Genomic DNA, 15,702 nt, shown 5'->3' with positions numbered 1-15,702 from the left:
GGGGAAAGGCGCCAGGCACCTGTACGGGCGAACAGTATCCGCGGCTGCCGTGCAGGTAAAGGTTTTTTCCAGCAAAGTCAGGCAGTTGGACCGCACTGTTGAGAAGAAATTGCAGGAAAGGCGATGGGCGGGCAGGCTCGCCCGGATTGCGGCACAATCGAGGGCACCGCCGCCGCCGGAATCGACCATGCAGATCGACGAAGAACTGACCTTCAAGAAGCTGGAAATCTTCCTGGCCTTCATGCGCAGCGGCAACCTGTCGCGCGCTGCCGCCGAGCTGGACACCAGCACGGTCAGCGTGCACCGCGCCATCCATTCGCTGGAGAGCGCCCTGCGCTGCCCGCTGTTCAAGCGCGAGGGACGCAAGCTCACCCCGCTGGAGAGCGCCCACGTGCTGGAGGACCGCGCGCAGAAGCTGGTCGCCGACATGCTCGACACCGTGCGCCTGACCCGCGAGGCGGCCGGCTTCTCCGCCGAGCGCTTCAAGCTCGGTGCGCTCTACTCGCTGACGGTGAAGACGGTGCCGCAGCTGATCATGGGCCTCAAGCTGCGGCGCAGCGAGCTGAACATCGACCTGATCCTCGGCTCCAACGTCGACCTGCTGTACAGGCTGAAGAACCTCGAACTGGACGCCATCCTGGTGTCGCTCAACGACAGCGTGGCCGACCCGGACTGCGAGTCGCTGCCGCTGTTTCGCGACGATATCTTCCTCGCCGTGCCCACCGACTCGCCGTTCGCCCACCAGGCCGAGGTGGACCTGGCCGACCTCAGCGAGGCCACCTTCATCACCCTGACCCAGGGCTTCGCCACCCACCAGGACGCCCAGCGGGTGTTCCAGCAGGCCGGTTTCGCGCCCAGGGTGGCGATGCAGGTCAACGACATCTTCACCCTGCTCAGCATGGTCAGCTCCGGGGTCGGCTACGCCCTGCTGCCCGGGCGCATCGCTGCGGTGTACGAGAACCGCGTGCGGCTGATTCCCCTGCAGGCGCGCTACCGCCTGCAGCAGCAGATCGGCGTGGTGTTCCTCAAGAGCCGCGAGCGCGACCCCAACCTGCTGGCGCTGCTGGCCGAGTGCCGGATGTATGCCAAGCGGCACGCGGGCTGAATACGCCAGGCACCGATTGCAGGCGAAGCGGAAATTGACTACCGTCCGCGCCCGAAATCGAACCACCCTGCGGTGAAGCAAGCATGCGCGCACTCCGAGACGAAGACGACTACGACGACTATCCACGCCGTGCCCCGGCGCCGCGCCGCGAGCGGCGCCTGGCCTGGGAGATCGCCCTGGGCATCTGGCTGGGCGGCATGGCCCTCGCCGTCACCTCCGGACTCGGCTGGCTGCTGGTCGGAGCCCTCGCCATCACCACCCTCAGGTTCGGCATCTGAACCCGGTCCTGTCGCGGCGGGCGCCAGGTAGATCGTCGACTGGGAGCTGAAGTCCATGGCACCCCGCCGGTGAGCAGGTATTTGCCCCACAGCACCAGCGCCGTCAGCATGAAGAACAGGGTGATGCCATTCTTGCCGCCGGCAATCCGCGCGGTCACCGTGCAATAGGCCGCCCAGAGATGGCACCGGCAAAGGCCAACCCGTAGCTGAGCGGGTTGTCCCGGATGTTGGCGGCCATCCCGGAGAAATCCAGCCCCTGCTCGCCGCCCCGCCCCCAGCGCAGCAGCAGGCCATGCACGCTCATGCCCTACTCCTCCGCGTCTGCGCCACTGCGCCGGCGGAACAGCGGGCGCGGTTCGAGCACCGAGCGGCCGTACAGCACGCTGATGCCGCTCAGGCCCTTGAGCGCGTCGGCGGCCGACTTGTCCTCACGCACCGCGAAGGCGTCGAAGCCGCACTGGCGCATGTGGCTGAGCTGGTCGCGCAGCACGTCGCCCACCGCGCGCAGCTCGCCCTGCCAGCCAAGGCGGGTACGCAGCAGGTAGGCCTGGCTGTAGGCGCGGCCGTCGCGGAAGCTGGGGAATTCCAGGGCGATCAGCGGCAGACCGGCCAGCCAGGGCGCCAGCTCCTCCGGCTCGTCGTCGGGTGCCAGCCAGATACCGTCGTGGGTATCGGCGCGCCCGGCCAGCACGTCCGCGCTCTGCCGCTCCCTCCACAGCGCCAGCGGCAGCAGCAGCGGGCCGTCCGGCAGCGGTTCGAGCGGCTCGCGCACCCAGCTCCACGGATCGTCGGCGACCAGGCGCGCGCCCTCTGCGCCCAGCTTGATCAGGTTGTTCATGCCGAAGCCTCCTGCTGGCGGTAGACCCGCTCCTTGAACGGCTCCAGGCCGATGCGCTGCACGGTGTCGACGAAGGGCTCGTCGCCCTCGCGGTAGGCAACGAAGGTGTCGACCAGCCGCTCGATGACCTCGGGAATCTGCTCGGCGCCGAACGCCGGGCCGATCACCTTGCCCAGTGCGCTGGCCTTGCCCTGGGCGCCACCGATGGTGACCTGGTACCACTCGCTGCCGTTCTTGTCGACGCCGAGGATGCCGATGTTGCCGATGTGGTGGTGGGCGCAGGCGTTCATGCAGCCGGAGATGTTCAGGCTCAGCTCGCCCAGATCGTGCAGATGGTCGAGGTCGGCGAAACGCTCCTGGATGGCCTGGGCGATGGGGATCGACTTGGCGTTGGCCAGCGAGCAGTAGTCGCCGCCCGGGCAGGCAATGATGTCGGTGAGCAGGCCGATGTTGGGCGTGGCCAGGCCCAGCTCGCTGGCGCGCTGCCAGACGGCATACAGGTCGGCCTTGCGCACGTCGGGCAGCACCAGGTTCTGCTCGTGGGCGATGCGGATCTCGCCGAAGCCGTAATGCTCGGCCAGCTCGGCGACACCCTCCATCTGCTCGGCAGTGACGTCGCCCGGCGGCATGGCCGGCCCGGGCTTGGTGGACAGCACCACCGCGGCGTAGCCCGCCACCTTGTGCGGCTGCAGGTTGTGTTCGGCCCAGCGGGCGAACGCGGCATCGCTGGCCAGCGCGCTGCCGTAGCCGAGGTCGGCATCGTCCAATACGGCATAGGCCGGCGGCGCGAAATGGGCGGCGACGCGGCGGTACTCGGCCGCGGTCAGCTCGGCCGGGCCGTCCTTGATGTGCTGCCACTCCTCCTCCACCTCGCGGGCGAAGGCCTCGACGCCGAGCGCCTTGACCAGGATCTTGATGCGCGCCTTGTACTTGTTGTCGCGCCGGCCATGGCGGTTGAACACCCGCAGGATGGCCTCGACGTAGGACAGCAGGTGGCGCCAGGGCAGCGCCTCGCGCACCTGCTGGGCGAGGATCGGCGTGCGCCCGAGGCCGCCACCGACCATCACCCGCAGCAGCAGCTCGCCGGCCTGGTCGCGGTAAAGGTATAGGCCGATGTCGTGCATCATGATCGCCGCGCGGTCCTGCTCGGCCGAGCAGATGGCGATCTTGAACTTGCGCGGCAGGTAGAGGAATTCCGGGTTGACCGTCGACCACTGGCGGAGGATCTCGGCCAGCGGCCGCGGGTCGAGCAGCTCGTCGGCGGCGACCCCGGCGAAGGCCTCGGTGGTGATGTTGCGCACGCAGTTGCCGGAGGTCTGGATGGCGTGCATCTCCACCTCGGCCAGGCGCTCGAGGATGTCGCCGACCTGCTCCAGCTCGATCCAGTTGAACTGGATGTTCTGCCGGGTGGTGAAGTGGCCGTAGCCGCGATCAAAGTGACGGGCGATGTGCGCCAGGGTGCGCAGCTGATCCGCCGACAGCGTGCCGTAGGGGATGGCCACGCGCAGCATGTAGGCGTGCTTCTGCAGATACAGGCCGTTCTGCAGGCGCAGCGGCAGGAACTCCTCCTCGCTCAGCTCGCCGCTCAGGCGCCGGGCGATCTGGTCGCGGAACTGCGCGACGCGCTCGAGCACCAGGGCGCGGTCATATTCGTCGTATTGGTACATGGGCTACCTCGTCCGGCCGGCCCGCGCCGTCGCGGCAACGGGCACTCAGGGCGGCGACTATGCCCAGCGGGAGCGCGCAAAAACAGCGTCAGATCCCGCTGAAAAAACCGTATCAGTCCACCTACGCGGCAGCTGTTGCCGGTCGCACTTGCTCATCTGATCCGCTTTTTATCGATGGATCTGAGCCTGTTTCCCCGGCAGTCGATCTCCGATCATGGCCCCATCTTTTGCAGGCCCTTTGGAGCCATCCCATGAGCGAACGCATTCCCGCCCGGATCGTCGAGACGGTCGAGCCGCGCGCCACGCGCCTGACACCCGCCCAGGCCGGCGGTCCGATCCACACCCGCAGCTTCACCGGCCTGTACCGCAACCTGCGCCTGGCCGGCGCTGGCGCGCTGTTCCTGCTGTTCTTCGGCACCGCCTGGCTGAACTGGAACGGGCGCCAGGCGGTGCTCTGGGATCTGGCCGGGCGCAAGTTCTACATCTTCGGCGCCACCTTCTGGCCGCAGGATTTCATCCTGCTCTCGGCGCTGCTGATCATCTGCGCCTTCGGCTTGTTCGCCATCACCGTGGCCGCCGGGCGGGTGTGGTGCGGCTACGCCTGCCCGCAGAGCGTGTGGACCTGGATCTTCATGTGGGCGGAGAAGGTCACCGAAGGCGACCGCCAGCAGCGCGTCAAGCTCGACGCAGCGCCCTGGTCGGTCGGCAAGCTCGCGCGCCGCGGCGCCAAGCACGGCCTGTGGCTGGCGGTCAGCCTGGTCACCGCGCTGGCCTTCGTCGGCTACTTCACGCCGATCCGCGCGCTGGTGCACGACCTGTTCACCCTGCAGCTCGATGCCACCGCCGCCTTCTGGGTGTTCTGCTTCGCCGCCGCCACCTACCTCAACGCCGGCTGGCTGCGCGAGAAGGTGTGCCGCGACATGTGCCCCTACTCGCGCTTCCAGAGCGTGATGTTCGACGCCGACACCCTGGTGGTCTCCTACGATGCCGCGCGCGGCGAAAGCCGTGGCGCGCGCAAGAAGGAAGCCGATCCCAGGGCCCTCGGCCTCGGCGACTGCATCGACTGCACCCTGTGCGTGCAGGTCTGCCCGACCGGCATCGACATCCGCGATGGCCTGCAGCTGGAATGCATCGGCTGCGGCGCCTGCGTCGACGCCTGCGACAGCATCATGGACAAGATGGGCTACGCGCGCGGCCTGGTGCGCTACGGCTCCGAGCGCGAGCTGGCCGGCGGCAAGACCCGCTGGCTGCGCCCGCGCCTGGTCGGCTACGCCGCCGCGCTGCTGCTGATGTTCGGCGCCTTCGGCTGGGCCCTCGACGCACGGCCGCTGGTGTCTCTGGACGTGACCAAGGACCGCGGCCTGTACCGCGAGAACAGCGCCGGGCAGATCGAGAACATCTACCGCCTCAAGGTGATCAACAAGACCCAGCAGGCGCACCGCTATGCGATCTCGCTGGTCGAGCCCGGGGCCTTCGTGCTGCAGGGCGCCGAGGAGCTGCAGCTGGCGCCCGGGGAGATAGTCGACGTCGCGCTGAGCGTGGCGCTGACCGAAGGGCGCGCCGAGGCGAGCACCACGCCACTGCGCTTCGCGGTGGCGGATCTGGACGATCCCGCGGTACGCGTCGTCGCCAACAGCACCTTCGTGTCGCCGCGCCATCGCTGATTGCCAAGCATGCCTGCAGGGGCCCGGGCAGGTAGGGTGCGCCGCGCGCACCAGGCACGGCACGCTGCCGGGTCCCTCAGGTGTGCAGATGAGAGCGGTGCGCGCAGCGCACCCTACAAGATTGGTGCGATGGCCTTGGGAGCCAAGCCATGAGCAGCGGCAAGCAGTTAGACTACCTCACGCCCATCCGCAGGCCGCTGAGCCCGGACAAGATGAAACGCTACGAGAAGTTTGCCGACGAGATCGCCGAGCTGATCCGCTCCGGCATCCTCGCTCCCGGGCAACGGGTGCCCTCGGTGCGGCATGCCAGCAGCACCTACGGGGTCAGCCCGTCGACGGTGTTCCAGGCCTACTACCTGCTGGAGAGTCGCGGGCTGATCGTGGCCCGGGCACGCTCGGGCTACTTCGTCCGCGAGCTGGCCCAGCGCCCGCTGCCGGAGCCCGGCATCAGCGCCCGCGAGGCGCAGACCAGCGTGGTCGACGTCAGCGAACTGGTGTTCTCGGTGCTCGGCTCACTGAAGGACCCGAACACCGTGCCGTTCGGCTCGGCCTTCCCCAGCCCCGACCTGTTCCCCCTCGCCCGCCTGGCACGCTCAATGAGCCACGCGGTGCGCGAGCTGTCGCCGCGCGGGGTGATCGCCGACATGACCGAGGGCAACGCCGACCTGCGCCGGCAGATCGCCCTGCGCTACATGGTCAGCGGGGTGATGCTGCCACTGGAGGAGCTGGTGATCAGCACCGGCGCCATGGAGGCGCTCAACCTGTGCCTGCAGTGCGTGACCCGCCCCGGCGACCTGGTGGCCATCGAGGCGCCGGCGTTCTACGCCACCCTGCAGGTACTCGAGCGCCTGGAACTCAAGGCGGTGGAGATCCCCGTGCACCCGCGCGAGGGCATCGACCTGGCCAGCCTGGAGGACAGCCTCCGGCAGTTGCCGATCAAGGCCTGCTGGTTCATGAGCAGCCTGCAGAACCCGCTCGGCGCGAGCATGGCCGAGGACCGCAAGCGTGCGCTGTACGAGCTGCTGCAGCGCCATCAGGTGCCGCTGATCGAGGACGACGTCTACGCCGAGCTGTACTTCGGCAGCCAGCCGCCCAAGCCGGTGAAGAGCTTCGACCGCGAGGGCCTGGTGATGCACTGCGGCTCGTTCTCCAAGTGCCTGGCGCCGGGCTACCGGGTCGGCTGGGTGGCAGGCGGGCGCTGGGCCGAGCAGATCCGCAGGCTCAAGCTGATGACCACCATTTCGCCGTCGGTGCCGGCGCAGGCGGCCATCGCCGACTACCTGCAGCACGGCGGCTACGACCGCCACCTGCGCCGCCTGCGCCATGCGCTGGAGAGCCAGCAGGCGTCGATGCTGGCCTCGGCGGCGCGGCACTTCCCGGCCAGCACGCGGGTGACCCGGCCGAGCGGCGGCTATTTCCTGTGGTTCGAATTCCCCGAGCAGGTCGACTCGCTCAAGCTGTTCCAGCTGGCCCTGGCCCAGGGCATCAGCCTGGCGCCGGGACCGATCTTCTCAGCCACCCGGCGCTTCGGCAACTGCGCGCGGCTCAACTACGGCCATCCGTGGGACGCGCAGAGCGAGCGCGCCATGGAAGTGCTCGGGCGCATCATCGCCTCGTTCTGATCCGGTCGAACAGCTGGGGCGCCTTCTGCCCCAACGCCAACGGCCCACACAAGGCGGGCCGCTGACGAAGGCATTGCCGATCAGCCGAACAGGCCACGCATCAGGAAGTAGATCAGCGACGGACCGAGCAGGCAGCCGAGGGCGGTGTAGAAGGCCGCGGTCAGGCAGCCGTAGGGCACCAGCTTGGGATCGGTGGCCGCCAGGCCGCCGGCCACGCCGCTGGAGGTGCCCATCAGGCCGCCGAAGATCACCGCGGCGCGCGGGTTGTTCAGGCCGATGAAGGGCGCCACGAAGGGGGTGGCGACCATCACCACGATGGCCTTGATCAGGCCGGCGGCGATCGACAGCGCCATCACCTCGGAGCTGGCGCCGATGGCCGCGCCGGTCACCGGGCCGACGATGTAGGTCACCGCGCCGGTGCCGATGGTGGTGAGGCTGACCGCGTCGGTGTAGCCGAAGGCCAGGGCCACGCCGGCGCCGGCGACGAAGGAGGCGAAGATGCCGACGAACAGCGCCAGCACCCCGCTGGCCCCGGCGCGCTTGAGTTCGGCGGGATTGACGCCGAAGCCGGTGGCGATGATGGCGAAGTCGCGCAGCATGGCGCCGCCGAGGATGCCGATGCCGGACAGCAGCGGGATGTCCACCAGGCCTTTCTGCCCGCCGGTGTACAGGCCGCCGACATAGGACAGCACCAGGCCGATGAGGATGGCGATGGCCGAGCCGTGCAGGCGGCCCTTGGTCAGCCTGGCGGACATCCAGTAGGACAGCCACATGGTCGCGCCGATCACGGCGAAGCCGCTGATCATGCCGTAGCCGTTGAGTACCTTGGTCAGGGATTCGAGGATCATGGCAATCACCGTTGGGCGCAGGAGGTGGCGGGTTTGCTGGCAGGGGCGGCGGGCTTGGCGTCAGGCTCCGGGGTCACTTCGTCCTTGCGGCCGAGGCGGTCGAGCACCGGCACCAGGGCGAAGCTGATGGAGACCGCCGCCAGGCCGGCGAGGATCGCCGCCGGACCGCCGGACAGCGCGCCGAGCACGTTCTGCTGGGCAGCCATGGCGACCACGATGGGAATGTAGATGGCGCTCCAGAACTCGATGCCCTGTTCGGTCTTGCCGGCGAGCAGGCCGCGCTTGCTGAGCCAGCCGCCGCCGAAGATCAGCAGGATCATGGCGATGCCGACACCGCCGACGTTGGAGGGCACACCCATGAGCACGCCGAGCAGGTCGCCGACGAACAGGCCGGCCAGTGTGCAGATGGACAGCAGGGCTACACCGTAGATGATCATTGTTGTTGTCCTTTAGTGGATCGAAGTTGTTGTTCTTGTACTTCGCGAAGGGGCTGTCAGCGGTCGGCGCAGCCCTCCTCGCGCAGCAGCGCGATCAGGGTGTCGAGACGGGCGCCCTGGAAGGCAGCCACGGTTCCCTGTCTCATGACCCGGCGGGCCAGTCCGCTGAGGACCGTGCCCGGAGGCAGTTCGATGTGCAGGCGCACGCCGCGTTCCCAGGCGTTGCGCAGGGCGCCCTGCCAGTCGACCAGGCGGCACATGTTGAACGCCAGGTCGTCGCGCAGGGCGCTCGGCTCCATGACCAGGCGTGCCGAGCTGCTGCTGAGATAACGCAGCGTCGGGCAGCGCAGCTCCACCTGAGCGAAGGCGGCGGCCAGTTGCGCCGCCGGCGCTTCCAGCAGCGCGCAGTGCGACGGCACGCTGACCGCCAGGCGCTTGACCGCGCCGGCGCCGAGGGTCCGGGCCCGCTCGCCGACCGCCGCCATGGCCGCCTCGCTGCCGGCGATCACCAGCTGGTTGGCGGCGTTGACGTTGGCCAGGTACACCGGGCTGTCGGCGCCGTTCACCTCGGCCAGCAGGCCTTCCACCACGGCCCGTTCCAGGCCGAGGATGGCGGTCATTCCGTAGCCGCTCGGCCAGGCGCGCTCCATCAGCTCGCCACGCAGGGCGACCAGGCGCACCGCATCGCCGAACGCCAGCGCCCCGGCGGTCACCGCCGCGGCCCAGGCGCCGATCGACAGCCCGGCCACGTAGTCGGGCCGCGCGCCGCGCGCCATCAGCAGGCGGGCGCAGGACACCCCGGCGAGCAGCAGGCACAGCTGCACGGCGCGGGTGGAACGCAGGGCTTTCTCACTATCCAGCGCCAGCACGTCCTCGTCCAGCACCGCACTGGCCTCGCGCAGACAGGCGGTCACCTCGGGGTAGTCCGGCAGTTGATGAAGCATGCCCGGCTGCTGGGCGCCCTGGCCGGGGAAGGCGAACAGACTGCTCATGCCGCCACCTCCTGCCAGGGATCGCGCACCAGACACGGGCCTTGCTGAGTCTTGAGCAGCACCTGCGGCGCCGGGCCTGCCCATTCGCGCAGGGCGATGGCGCCCACCGGGGTTTCCAGCTGCAGGTCGACCCGGCACGGCGCGCGGTCGAGCAGGGCCAGCAGTTCGGCGGCAGCGGTTCGCTCCAGCGGCTGCGGCGCGCGCAGCAGCAGGTCGAGGTCGCTGTTGGCGTGCAGCACCGGCGCTCCGGTGGCCAACTGATAGCCGGCGCCTCCGGTGACGCCCCAAGCAAGATCCAGGGCGTCCAGCTGCGGCGCCAGCCAGGCCAGCGCACGCAGGGCCGGCCAGGCGTCCTGCCCTGCCCCGCCGCCGGTCAGCTGCTCCGGCGTCACGCGGCGGCGGATCGCCGCCAGTGGCATCCAGCTGGCGTAGCGCTGCTCGCGGCCGCGGCCGCGCACGCCCACCGCGACCTGCCCCTGCGGCGCCGGGCCACGGCGCACCACCACCGGCAGGCCGGCGGCGAGCACCTCGCGCGCCCAGTCCGGCGCGCCGGCGTCGAGCTGCGCGGGGTGCATGCCCCAGAGCAGGTCGTGGGCTTGCGGCTGGAAGTCGATGGCGGGCATGGGCGTTTCCTCCCGGTTACCACTGCGCGCGCAGCAGCTCGCGCACGCGCTGCGAGGCGGCGCGGTTGGCGGCGCCGAGGCGGCCGCGCAGATCCGAGCCCTTGTCGCGGATGTCGGCCTGGGCCTGTTCCAGGCAGGCCTGCACCCGCGCCAGGTCGTCGCCCTGCGGCGTCTCGATGGCGTCCACCGAGAGGCTTTCCCAGAGCAGGCCGAGGCTGGCGTAGCTGTCGAGGTCGTAGGCCATCGGCGGCACCTTGGCGGCGAAGGCTTCCAGCTCGTCGACCGTGCGCAGGGTGACCCGCGCGGCGGATTCCTTGCCCATGGCGTGGACCATCACCCCCGGATCGCGCAGGGCGACGATGCGGTTGGCCTGGTAGCCGTGGGCGAGGAAGGCGCCGGACATGGCCTTGCCGACCAGCAGGGCGATCACCGGATGGCCGGCCAGGCGGGCGCGGGCGTAGCCGTCCACCGCGCCGGCCAGTGCCTGGTGGATGCCGAGGGCTTCCTCGCGGCGGCCGTAGGCCTGGCTGGGCACGTCGACAACGGCGACCACCGCGCGCTTCACTGCGGCATCGCGGTCGGCGGCGATCACCTCGTCCAGCGCACGGCCGAGGCTCCAGCCTTCGAGCAGGCCGACCTCGCCGCTGCGGGCGCGCGGGAAGCGGTTGGCGGCATCCGGCACCACCGCGATGTAGCGGGCCGGCTGGCCGCCGAGGCGGGCGTCGACCACGCGGACCGAGGCCGGGTAGCCCGGCTGCTCGGCGGCATTGCCGGTCAGGGCGCGCAGCCAGTTCAGGCCGCGTTGCGAAAGGACGGTGCTCATGCCTGGTCTCCTTGGTAGAGGGCGCGCACGGAGGCGGCGTCGGCCTGCGGCGTGGCGTCGAAGCGTGCCAGCAGGTCGAGGAAGCGGGCGTACTGGCGACTGCGCGGCAGGGCATCGCCGGGCTGGGCGAGGGTTTGCAGCAGGCGCTCGCGGATCGCGTCCACCTCGTCGGCGACGTAGGCGTCGACCAGACCGCAGGCGAAGCGCTGCTCGCCGCCGGTGAGGCTCCAGATGAACGGACGGTCGCGCGAGTCGTACTCGTCGAGGCCGGCTTCCTGCTCGATCACCTGCGGGCCGTTGAGGCCCAGGCGCGCCTCGCGGGTGACCAGCAGGTGGCTGCACAGCGCGGCGGCGATCGACATGCCGCCGAAGCAGCCTACCGGGCCGGCGACCACGCCGATCACCGGCTGGTACTGGCGCAGCTCGACGATGGCGGCCTGCACCTCGGCGATGGCGGCCAGGCCCAGGTTGGCTTCCTGCAGGCGCACGCCACCGGTTTCCAGCAGCAGCACGGCGCAGGTGGGGATGCCGTTGCGGTTGTCCTCGGCGGCCAGCTCCAGCGCGCCGGCCAGCTTGGCGCCGCCGACCTCGCCGAGGCTGCCGCCCTGGAAGTTGCCCTCGATGGCGGCGATCACCGCCGGGCGGCCGCCGAGGCTGCCCTTGGCCACCACCACGCCGTCGTCGGCCTGGGCGACTATGCCCTGGGCCTCCAGCCACGGCGACTTGACGCGGGCGAAGGGGTCGAGCAGCTCGCGCATGCTGCCCTGATCGAGCAGGGCCCTGGCGCGCTGGCGGGCACCGAGTTCGACGAAGCTGCGGCTGTGCAGCAGTGCATTCAGGTCAGACATCGCTCACCTCCTCCAGCGCCTGCTCCAGACGCAGCCGCACCACACCGGGGGTGGCGCCGAAATCGTGGATATCGACGTTCAGGGCCGGCGGGTTGCCACCGGCGAACATGCGCTCGAACAGGTGGCGCCAGCGCTCGGCGCTGCCGTTCACCGAGGTGACCACCTGGATGCTCAGGGTGCCGGCCTGGCCGGGTTCGAGCAGCACTTCCAGGTCGCCCGAGCCGACGCAGCCCACCTGGGCGCGCCGGCTTGCCGGCAGGCCGGCGGGAAAGGCAAAGGACAGGGTTTCCATGTTCACAGGCTCCCAATCTGCGCCCGGAGCTGCGGCTCCAGGCGGTCGAGGAATAAAGTCGCGGCGAGCAGATCGGCTGCACCGCCGGGCGAGGCATTCAACCTCAAGAGACAGACGTCCAATTCCCTGAGCCGGCGGCGGCCGGCCAGGCTGGCGCTGCCGCCAGATTCCAGTACCGCGCGGGCCCCGTCCTGCATGCAGGCCAGCCCTGCGCTGCCGGCACGGTGCAGCACGCAGGTGTCGTCGAGCTGGGCCATGATCGCCAGCAGCGCGTCCAGGCGGGCGTGGCTCTCGCCGGCGCCGGCGGCGCGGCTGCGCTTGAGCTGCGGCAGGCCGTGGTGCAGTGCGCCGGGGAAGCCGGCCTGCGCCTCGGCGCGCGCGCCGCCGACGCCGTAGCGCTGACGCACCCGCTCGCCGTTGCTCGGCGCGCGCTGCGGGATATGGCGATCCTCCAGACGCGCCAGCCGTGCGGCGCGCAGGGTCACGCCTGCCGCACTCGGCTGCGCTTCCTGGGCGGCGGCAGTGACCAGCAGGCCCAGCGCCCAGATCGCTCCGCGGTGGGTGTTGACCCCGCCGGTGACCTCCAGCATCTGCGCCTCGCCGTCGCGACCGAGGCGGCCGAGGGTCTCGCGCAGGGCCACATCGACCTGCCCGGCTTTCTCGCCGGCGGCGGCCATGTCGTGGAAGGTCGCCCACAGCGACCAGGCCGAGGCGTGCATCAGCTCCAGGCTGAGATCGTGGTGGGCGCCGCTGCCGCGGCGGTCGACCAGCGCCGGCTTGGGCGACAGCTCGACCTCGTCGATCAACGCCTCGACGGCCAGATCGGCGAGCGCCTCGGCCAGACTGAGTTGCGGGCGTGCCGCAATCCGGGCGTTCATCACCAGCTCCTGAACTTGGCGGGCGGGTTGTACAGGCCGCCGGACCAGTCGACCAGCTCGGCGATGCTCTTGGCGGCGAGCAGCTCGCGGGTCGCGTCGGTGCGGCGGATGCCGAGATCCTCCGGCAGGGCGATCAGCCCTTCGCGGCGCATGCGCTCGGTGTCTTTCGGATCATGGCGCAGGCCGATGCTGGTGACCCCGGCCACCGCGGCGATCATCGCCTGGCGCTCTTCCAGCGAGCGCGCCTTGTACAGGTAGGCGATGCCCTCCTCGGTGAGCAGGTGGGTGACGTCGTCGCCGTAGATCATCACCGGCGCCAGCGGCATGCCGACCTTGCGCGCCACCTCCACCGCGTCGAGCTGCTCGACGAAGGTGGGTTTGCCGCCCTCCTGGTAGGTCTCGACCATCTGCACCACCAGCTTCCTGCCGCGCTCGAGCAGGGTCACCGGCTCGGTCATGTCCAGCCAGGCGGGGGTGGCGTGACGGCGGCCGCGCGGGTCGTGGCCCATGTTCGGCGCGCCGCCGAAGCCGGCCAGGCGGCCGCGGGTGACGGTGGACGAATGACCGTCGCCGTCGACCTGCAAGGTCGCGCCGATGAACAGGTCGACCGCGTACTGGCCGGCCAGCTGGCACATCATGCGGTTGGAGCGCAGCGAGCCGTCGCGGCCGGTGAAGAACACGTCCGGGCGCGCCGCCACATAGTTCTCCATGCCCAGCTCGGTGCCGAAGCAGTGCACGCTCTCCACCCAGCCGGTCTCGATGGCCGGGATCAGCGTCGGGTGCGGGTTGAGCGTCCAGTTGCGGCAGATCTTGCCCTTGAGGCCGAGGCGCTCGCCGTAGGTCGGCAGGATCAGCTCGATGGCCGCGGTGTTGAAGCCGATGCCGTGGTTGAGCGACTGCACCTTGTGCTTCTCGTAGATGCCGCGGATCGCCATCATCGCCATCAGCACGTGCACCGGCTTGATGTGGCGCGGATCGCGGGTGAACAGCGGCTCGATGTAGAACGGCCGGTCGGCCTGCACCACGAAGTCGACCCAGCTGGCCGGGATGTCCACCCGCGGCAGGTCGCGCACGTCGTCGACGATCTGGTTGACCTGGACGATGACGATGCCGTCGCTGAACGCCGCCGCCTCGACCAGCGCCGGGGTGTCCTCGGTGCTCGGTCCGGTATAGATGTTGCCCGCGCGGTCGGCGATGAAGCCGGCCACCAGGGCGACGTTGGGGATCAGGTCGACCAGCAGGCGCGAGTACAGCTCGATGTAGGTGTGGATGGCGCCGACTTCGAGCAGGCCGTCCTCCATCAGCTGGCCGATGCGCAGGCTCTGCGGGCCGGCGAAGGAGAAGTCCAGCTTGCGGGCGATGCCGCGCTCGAACAGATCCAGATGCTCGCTGCGGCTGACGCTGGGCATGATCATGTGCAGGTCGTGCAGCTTGCCCGGATCGGCCTTGGCCAGCGAGCGCGAGAGGAAGTCCGCCTGCTTCTGGTTATTGCCTTCCAGTACCACGCGGTCGCCGGGGGCGAGCAGCGCTTCCAGCGCGGCGACGATCCTGTCGGTCGGCAGGACCACGCCGTCGGCCAGCTGGCGCACCTGGGCGAGGCGGCGCTGCTTCTCGCTGCGCCGGCGCGACCACTGCGGCGGGGGGGAAATTGTTGTTGTCATGGCTACTCCACGAGGTTCCGCTGTCGTGGAGTCACGGTAGGGTTCGGAGCGGGGGCGTTCAATCAAGCCCGGCGGTCGATCGTTACGCTCAGGTTAACGATTACTTTGACGACCGGCTGCGCAGAGCCCCATAACGCCCAGCCGCACTCCGTTCGCCGCTGGGCGGGCAAGGCCCTAGATCAGTGGATCCCAGCGCTGCGACCAGTCCCGTTCCTGCCGGGACACCTCGCGCAACAGCGCGAAGGCCTGCTGCAGCTCCGCGGTGTCGCGCTCGCGGACGTAGACCAGATACACGGGGTAGCTGAACTCGGGAGCCCGGGGCACCCGCTCCAGCAGGCCGCGCTCCAGGTAGGCCTGCACCACCCGGGTGCGGAAATAGCCGGTGCCGCCCTGCTCCAGCAGGTACTGCAGGGCCAGCGGACCGAGGTTGAAACTGAGCCCGGCCCGCGCATGTTCGGGCAGGGCCGCGTCGTGCCCGCGGCGGAAATCCTCGCCCCAGTCGATGTACAGGTAGGGTTCGGGGTTCTTCACCGAGCGCACCAGGACGAGGCGCTCCTCCAGCAGCGGCTCGACCTGCAGGCCGGCCCAGTAGACGGGGCTGTGGACCAGCGCCGCATCCAGGCGGCCATCCTCGAGCTGCTCCAGCAGTTGCGCGGGAGCGCCGGTCTCGGCGCGTATGGCGTGCTGCGGGAAGCGCTCGCGCAGGCGCCGCACCCACTGCAGCAGCAGCGGGCTGCTCAGGCTGACCTCGCCTCCCACATGGAGCAGCTTGCGGTACCCCTCGGGCAGGGGCAGATCGCGCTGGGCGGCCTCCCAGGTCTGGATCAGCTGGTTGGCGTAGGCGACGAACGCCGTGCCGTTGGCGGTGAGCGTGGCACCGGAGCGGTTGCGCACGAAGAGCTTGCAGTCGAGCTGCCCCTCCAGGTTCTGCACCCGCGCGGTGATCGCCGTCTGGGTGACATGCAGCCGCTCGGCGGCGGCGATGAAGCTGCCGCAGCGGACGATTTCGAGGAAGGTGCGGGCAAGTTCGATGTCCATTTTTTGCGCGTTCCGGTGGAGGCTGCCAAGTGTGGGCGGGGGCCTTGCGGTGGTGCATGGCACCCGGCCAACCATCAAAAATAATGCA

General features: G+C 70.0%; 17 protein-coding genes. 4 read left to right on the top strand and 13 right to left on the bottom strand.

The window, feature by feature from the left end; genetic code table 11:
- Positions 1 to 187 precede the first annotated feature (187 nt).
- Both RA210_RS18945 and RA210_RS18940 read left to right on the top strand, forming a co-directional pair.
- The gene (locus RA210_RS18945) at positions 188 to 1,105 is read left to right on the top strand and encodes a LysR family transcriptional regulator (protein WP_201487650.1); all 918 of its coding nucleotides are present in this window, start codon (positions 188 to 190) and stop codon (positions 1,103 to 1,105) included.
- 83 nt (positions 1,106 to 1,188) lie between these two features.
- Positions 1,189 to 1,383 (top strand): hypothetical protein, encoded by a 195-nt coding sequence (locus RA210_RS18940; protein ID WP_168772479.1) that lies wholly within the window; start codon positions 1,189 to 1,191, stop codon positions 1,381 to 1,383.
- A gap of 154 nt (positions 1,384 to 1,537) precedes the next feature.
- On the opposite strand, the gene RA210_RS21940 is transcribed toward RA210_RS18940, so the two are convergent.
- The 3 genes from RA210_RS21940 to RA210_RS18925 are packed head-to-tail and all read right to left on the bottom strand — an operon-like array spanning position 1,538 to position 3,888.
- Positions 1,538 to 1,687, bottom strand: a complete 150-nt coding sequence (locus tag RA210_RS21940) for a hypothetical protein (RefSeq protein WP_236574811.1) — start codon at positions 1,685 to 1,687, stop codon at positions 1,538 to 1,540.
- 3 nt (positions 1,688 to 1,690) lie between these two features.
- Positions 1,691 to 2,221, bottom strand: a complete 531-nt coding sequence (locus RA210_RS18930) for a DUF934 domain-containing protein (RefSeq protein ID WP_136489045.1) — start codon at positions 2,219 to 2,221, stop codon at positions 1,691 to 1,693.
- Positions 2,218 to 3,888 carry a nitrite/sulfite reductase gene (locus RA210_RS18925; RefSeq protein ID WP_201487649.1) on the bottom strand — a complete coding sequence of 557 codons (1,671 nt, stop codon included), beginning with the start codon at positions 3,886 to 3,888 and terminating at the stop codon, positions 2,218 to 2,220. The genes RA210_RS18930 and RA210_RS18925 overlap by 4 nt, the downstream gene beginning before the upstream one ends.
- A gap of 251 nt (positions 3,889 to 4,139) precedes the next feature.
- On the opposite strand from RA210_RS18925, the gene ccoG reads away from it, so the two are divergent.
- Complete coding sequence (ccoG, locus tag RA210_RS18920; RefSeq protein ID WP_201487648.1) at positions 4,140 to 5,552, top strand: cytochrome c oxidase accessory protein CcoG; 1,413 nt, start codon at positions 4,140 to 4,142, stop codon at positions 5,550 to 5,552.
- Positions 5,553 to 5,764: 212 nt separating this feature from the next.
- The gene (mapR, locus tag RA210_RS18915) at positions 5,765 to 7,174 is read left to right on the top strand and encodes a GntR family transcriptional regulator MpaR (RefSeq protein WP_201487709.1); all 1,410 of its coding nucleotides are present in this window, start codon (positions 5,765 to 5,767) and stop codon (positions 7,172 to 7,174) included.
- A gap of 80 nt (positions 7,175 to 7,254) precedes the next feature.
- On the opposite strand, the gene madM is transcribed toward mapR, so the two are convergent.
- The 10 genes from madM to RA210_RS18865 all read right to left on the bottom strand — a co-directional run bounded on the left by madM (position 7,255) and on the right by RA210_RS18865 (position 15,614).
- Complete coding sequence (gene madM, locus RA210_RS18910; RefSeq protein ID WP_201487708.1) at positions 7,255 to 8,019, bottom strand: malonate transporter subunit MadM; 765 nt, start codon at positions 8,017 to 8,019, stop codon at positions 7,255 to 7,257.
- 8 nt (positions 8,020 to 8,027) lie between these two features.
- Positions 8,028 to 8,459: a malonate transporter subunit MadL gene (madL, locus tag RA210_RS18905; RefSeq protein ID WP_201487647.1), complete on the bottom strand. Its 432-nt coding sequence runs from the start codon at positions 8,457 to 8,459 to the stop codon at positions 8,028 to 8,030.
- Positions 8,460 to 8,515: 56 nt separating this feature from the next.
- Positions 8,516 to 9,451: a malonate decarboxylase subunit epsilon gene (gene mdcH, locus RA210_RS18900; protein WP_201487646.1), complete on the bottom strand. Its 936-nt coding sequence runs from the start codon at positions 9,449 to 9,451 to the stop codon at positions 8,516 to 8,518.
- Positions 9,448 to 10,074: a malonate decarboxylase holo-ACP synthase gene (locus RA210_RS18895; protein ID WP_201487645.1), complete on the bottom strand. Its 627-nt coding sequence runs from the start codon at positions 10,072 to 10,074 to the stop codon at positions 9,448 to 9,450. Before RA210_RS18895 ends, mdcH begins: the two co-directional genes overlap by 4 nt.
- 16 nt (positions 10,075 to 10,090) lie before the next feature.
- On the bottom strand, positions 10,091 to 10,897 hold the full coding sequence (gene mdcE, locus RA210_RS18890; RefSeq protein ID WP_201487644.1) for a biotin-independent malonate decarboxylase subunit gamma: 807 nt from the start codon (positions 10,895 to 10,897) through the stop codon (positions 10,091 to 10,093).
- Positions 10,894 to 11,745, bottom strand: coding sequence for a biotin-independent malonate decarboxylase subunit beta (locus RA210_RS18885; protein ID WP_201487643.1), 852 nt, complete (start codon positions 11,743 to 11,745; stop codon positions 10,894 to 10,896). Before RA210_RS18885 ends, mdcE begins: the two co-directional genes overlap by 4 nt.
- Complete coding sequence (locus RA210_RS18880; RefSeq protein ID WP_090347661.1) at positions 11,738 to 12,037, bottom strand: malonate decarboxylase subunit delta; 300 nt, start codon at positions 12,035 to 12,037, stop codon at positions 11,738 to 11,740. Before RA210_RS18880 ends, RA210_RS18885 begins: the two co-directional genes overlap by 8 nt.
- 2 nt (positions 12,038 to 12,039) lie before the next feature.
- Positions 12,040 to 12,915 carry a triphosphoribosyl-dephospho-CoA synthase gene (locus RA210_RS18875; RefSeq protein ID WP_201487642.1) on the bottom strand — a complete coding sequence of 292 codons (876 nt, stop codon included), beginning with the start codon at positions 12,913 to 12,915 and terminating at the stop codon, positions 12,040 to 12,042.
- A complete protein-coding gene (gene mdcA / locus RA210_RS18870; protein ID WP_201487641.1) occupies positions 12,915 to 14,576 on the bottom strand; it encodes a malonate decarboxylase subunit alpha in 1,662 nt (553 codons plus the stop codon). The genes RA210_RS18875 and mdcA overlap by 1 nt, the downstream gene beginning before the upstream one ends.
- Positions 14,577 to 14,750: 174 nt before the next feature.
- The gene (locus tag RA210_RS18865) at positions 14,751 to 15,614 is read right to left on the bottom strand and encodes a LysR family transcriptional regulator (protein ID WP_136489040.1); all 864 of its coding nucleotides are present in this window, start codon (positions 15,612 to 15,614) and stop codon (positions 14,751 to 14,753) included.
- Positions 15,615 to 15,702 lie beyond the last annotated feature (88 nt).

This window comes from Pseudomonas sp. OF001 (assembly GCF_904426495.1).
Taxonomy (GTDB): Bacteria; Pseudomonadota; Gammaproteobacteria; order Pseudomonadales; family Pseudomonadaceae; genus Geopseudomonas.
The sequence above is the reverse complement of the archived record's forward strand: the minus strand, read 5'-3'. Positions and strand labels throughout refer to the sequence as shown.

What these genes read in the sequence shown, in the direction of transcription:
- RA210_RS18945 (WP_201487650.1), top strand. Translation starts at nt 188, where the DNA reads ATGCAGATCGACGAAGAACTGACCTTCAAGAAGCTGGAAATCTTCCTG.
- RA210_RS18940 (WP_168772479.1), top strand. Translation starts at nt 1,189, where the DNA reads ATGCGCGCACTCCGAGACGAAGACGACTACGACGACTATCCACGCCGT.
- RA210_RS21940 (WP_236574811.1), bottom strand. Translation starts at nt 1,687, where the DNA reads ATGAGCGTGCATGGCCTGCTGCTGCGCTGGGGGCGGGGCGGCGAGCAG.
- RA210_RS18930 (WP_136489045.1), bottom strand. Translation starts at nt 2,221, where the DNA reads ATGAACAACCTGATCAAGCTGGGCGCAGAGGGCGCGCGCCTGGTCGCC.
- RA210_RS18925 (WP_201487649.1), bottom strand. Translation starts at nt 3,888, where the DNA reads ATGTACCAATACGACGAATATGACCGCGCCCTGGTGCTCGAGCGCGTC.
- ccoG (WP_201487648.1), top strand. Translation starts at nt 4,140, where the DNA reads ATGAGCGAACGCATTCCCGCCCGGATCGTCGAGACGGTCGAGCCGCGC.
- mapR (WP_201487709.1), top strand. Translation starts at nt 5,765, where the DNA reads ATGAAACGCTACGAGAAGTTTGCCGACGAGATCGCCGAGCTGATCCGC.
- madL (WP_201487647.1), bottom strand. Translation starts at nt 8,459, where the DNA reads ATGATCATCTACGGTGTAGCCCTGCTGTCCATCTGCACACTGGCCGGC.
- mdcH (WP_201487646.1), bottom strand. Translation starts at nt 9,451, where the DNA reads ATGAGCAGTCTGTTCGCCTTCCCCGGCCAGGGCGCCCAGCAGCCGGGC.
- RA210_RS18895 (WP_201487645.1), bottom strand. Translation starts at nt 10,074, where the DNA reads ATGCCCGCCATCGACTTCCAGCCGCAAGCCCACGACCTGCTCTGGGGC.
- mdcE (WP_201487644.1), bottom strand. Translation starts at nt 10,897, where the DNA reads ATGAGCACCGTCCTTTCGCAACGCGGCCTGAACTGGCTGCGCGCCCTG.
- RA210_RS18885 (WP_201487643.1), bottom strand. Translation starts at nt 11,745, where the DNA reads ATGTCTGACCTGAATGCACTGCTGCACAGCCGCAGCTTCGTCGAACTC.
- RA210_RS18880 (WP_090347661.1), bottom strand. Translation starts at nt 12,037, where the DNA reads ATGGAAACCCTGTCCTTTGCCTTTCCCGCCGGCCTGCCGGCAAGCCGG.
- RA210_RS18875 (WP_201487642.1), bottom strand. Translation starts at nt 12,915, where the DNA reads ATGAACGCCCGGATTGCGGCACGCCCGCAACTCAGTCTGGCCGAGGCG.
- mdcA (WP_201487641.1), bottom strand. Translation starts at nt 14,576, where the DNA reads ATGACAACAACAATTTCCCCCCCGCCGCAGTGGTCGCGCCGGCGCAGC.
- RA210_RS18865 (WP_136489040.1), bottom strand. Translation starts at nt 15,614, where the DNA reads ATGGACATCGAACTTGCCCGCACCTTCCTCGAAATCGTCCGCTGCGGC.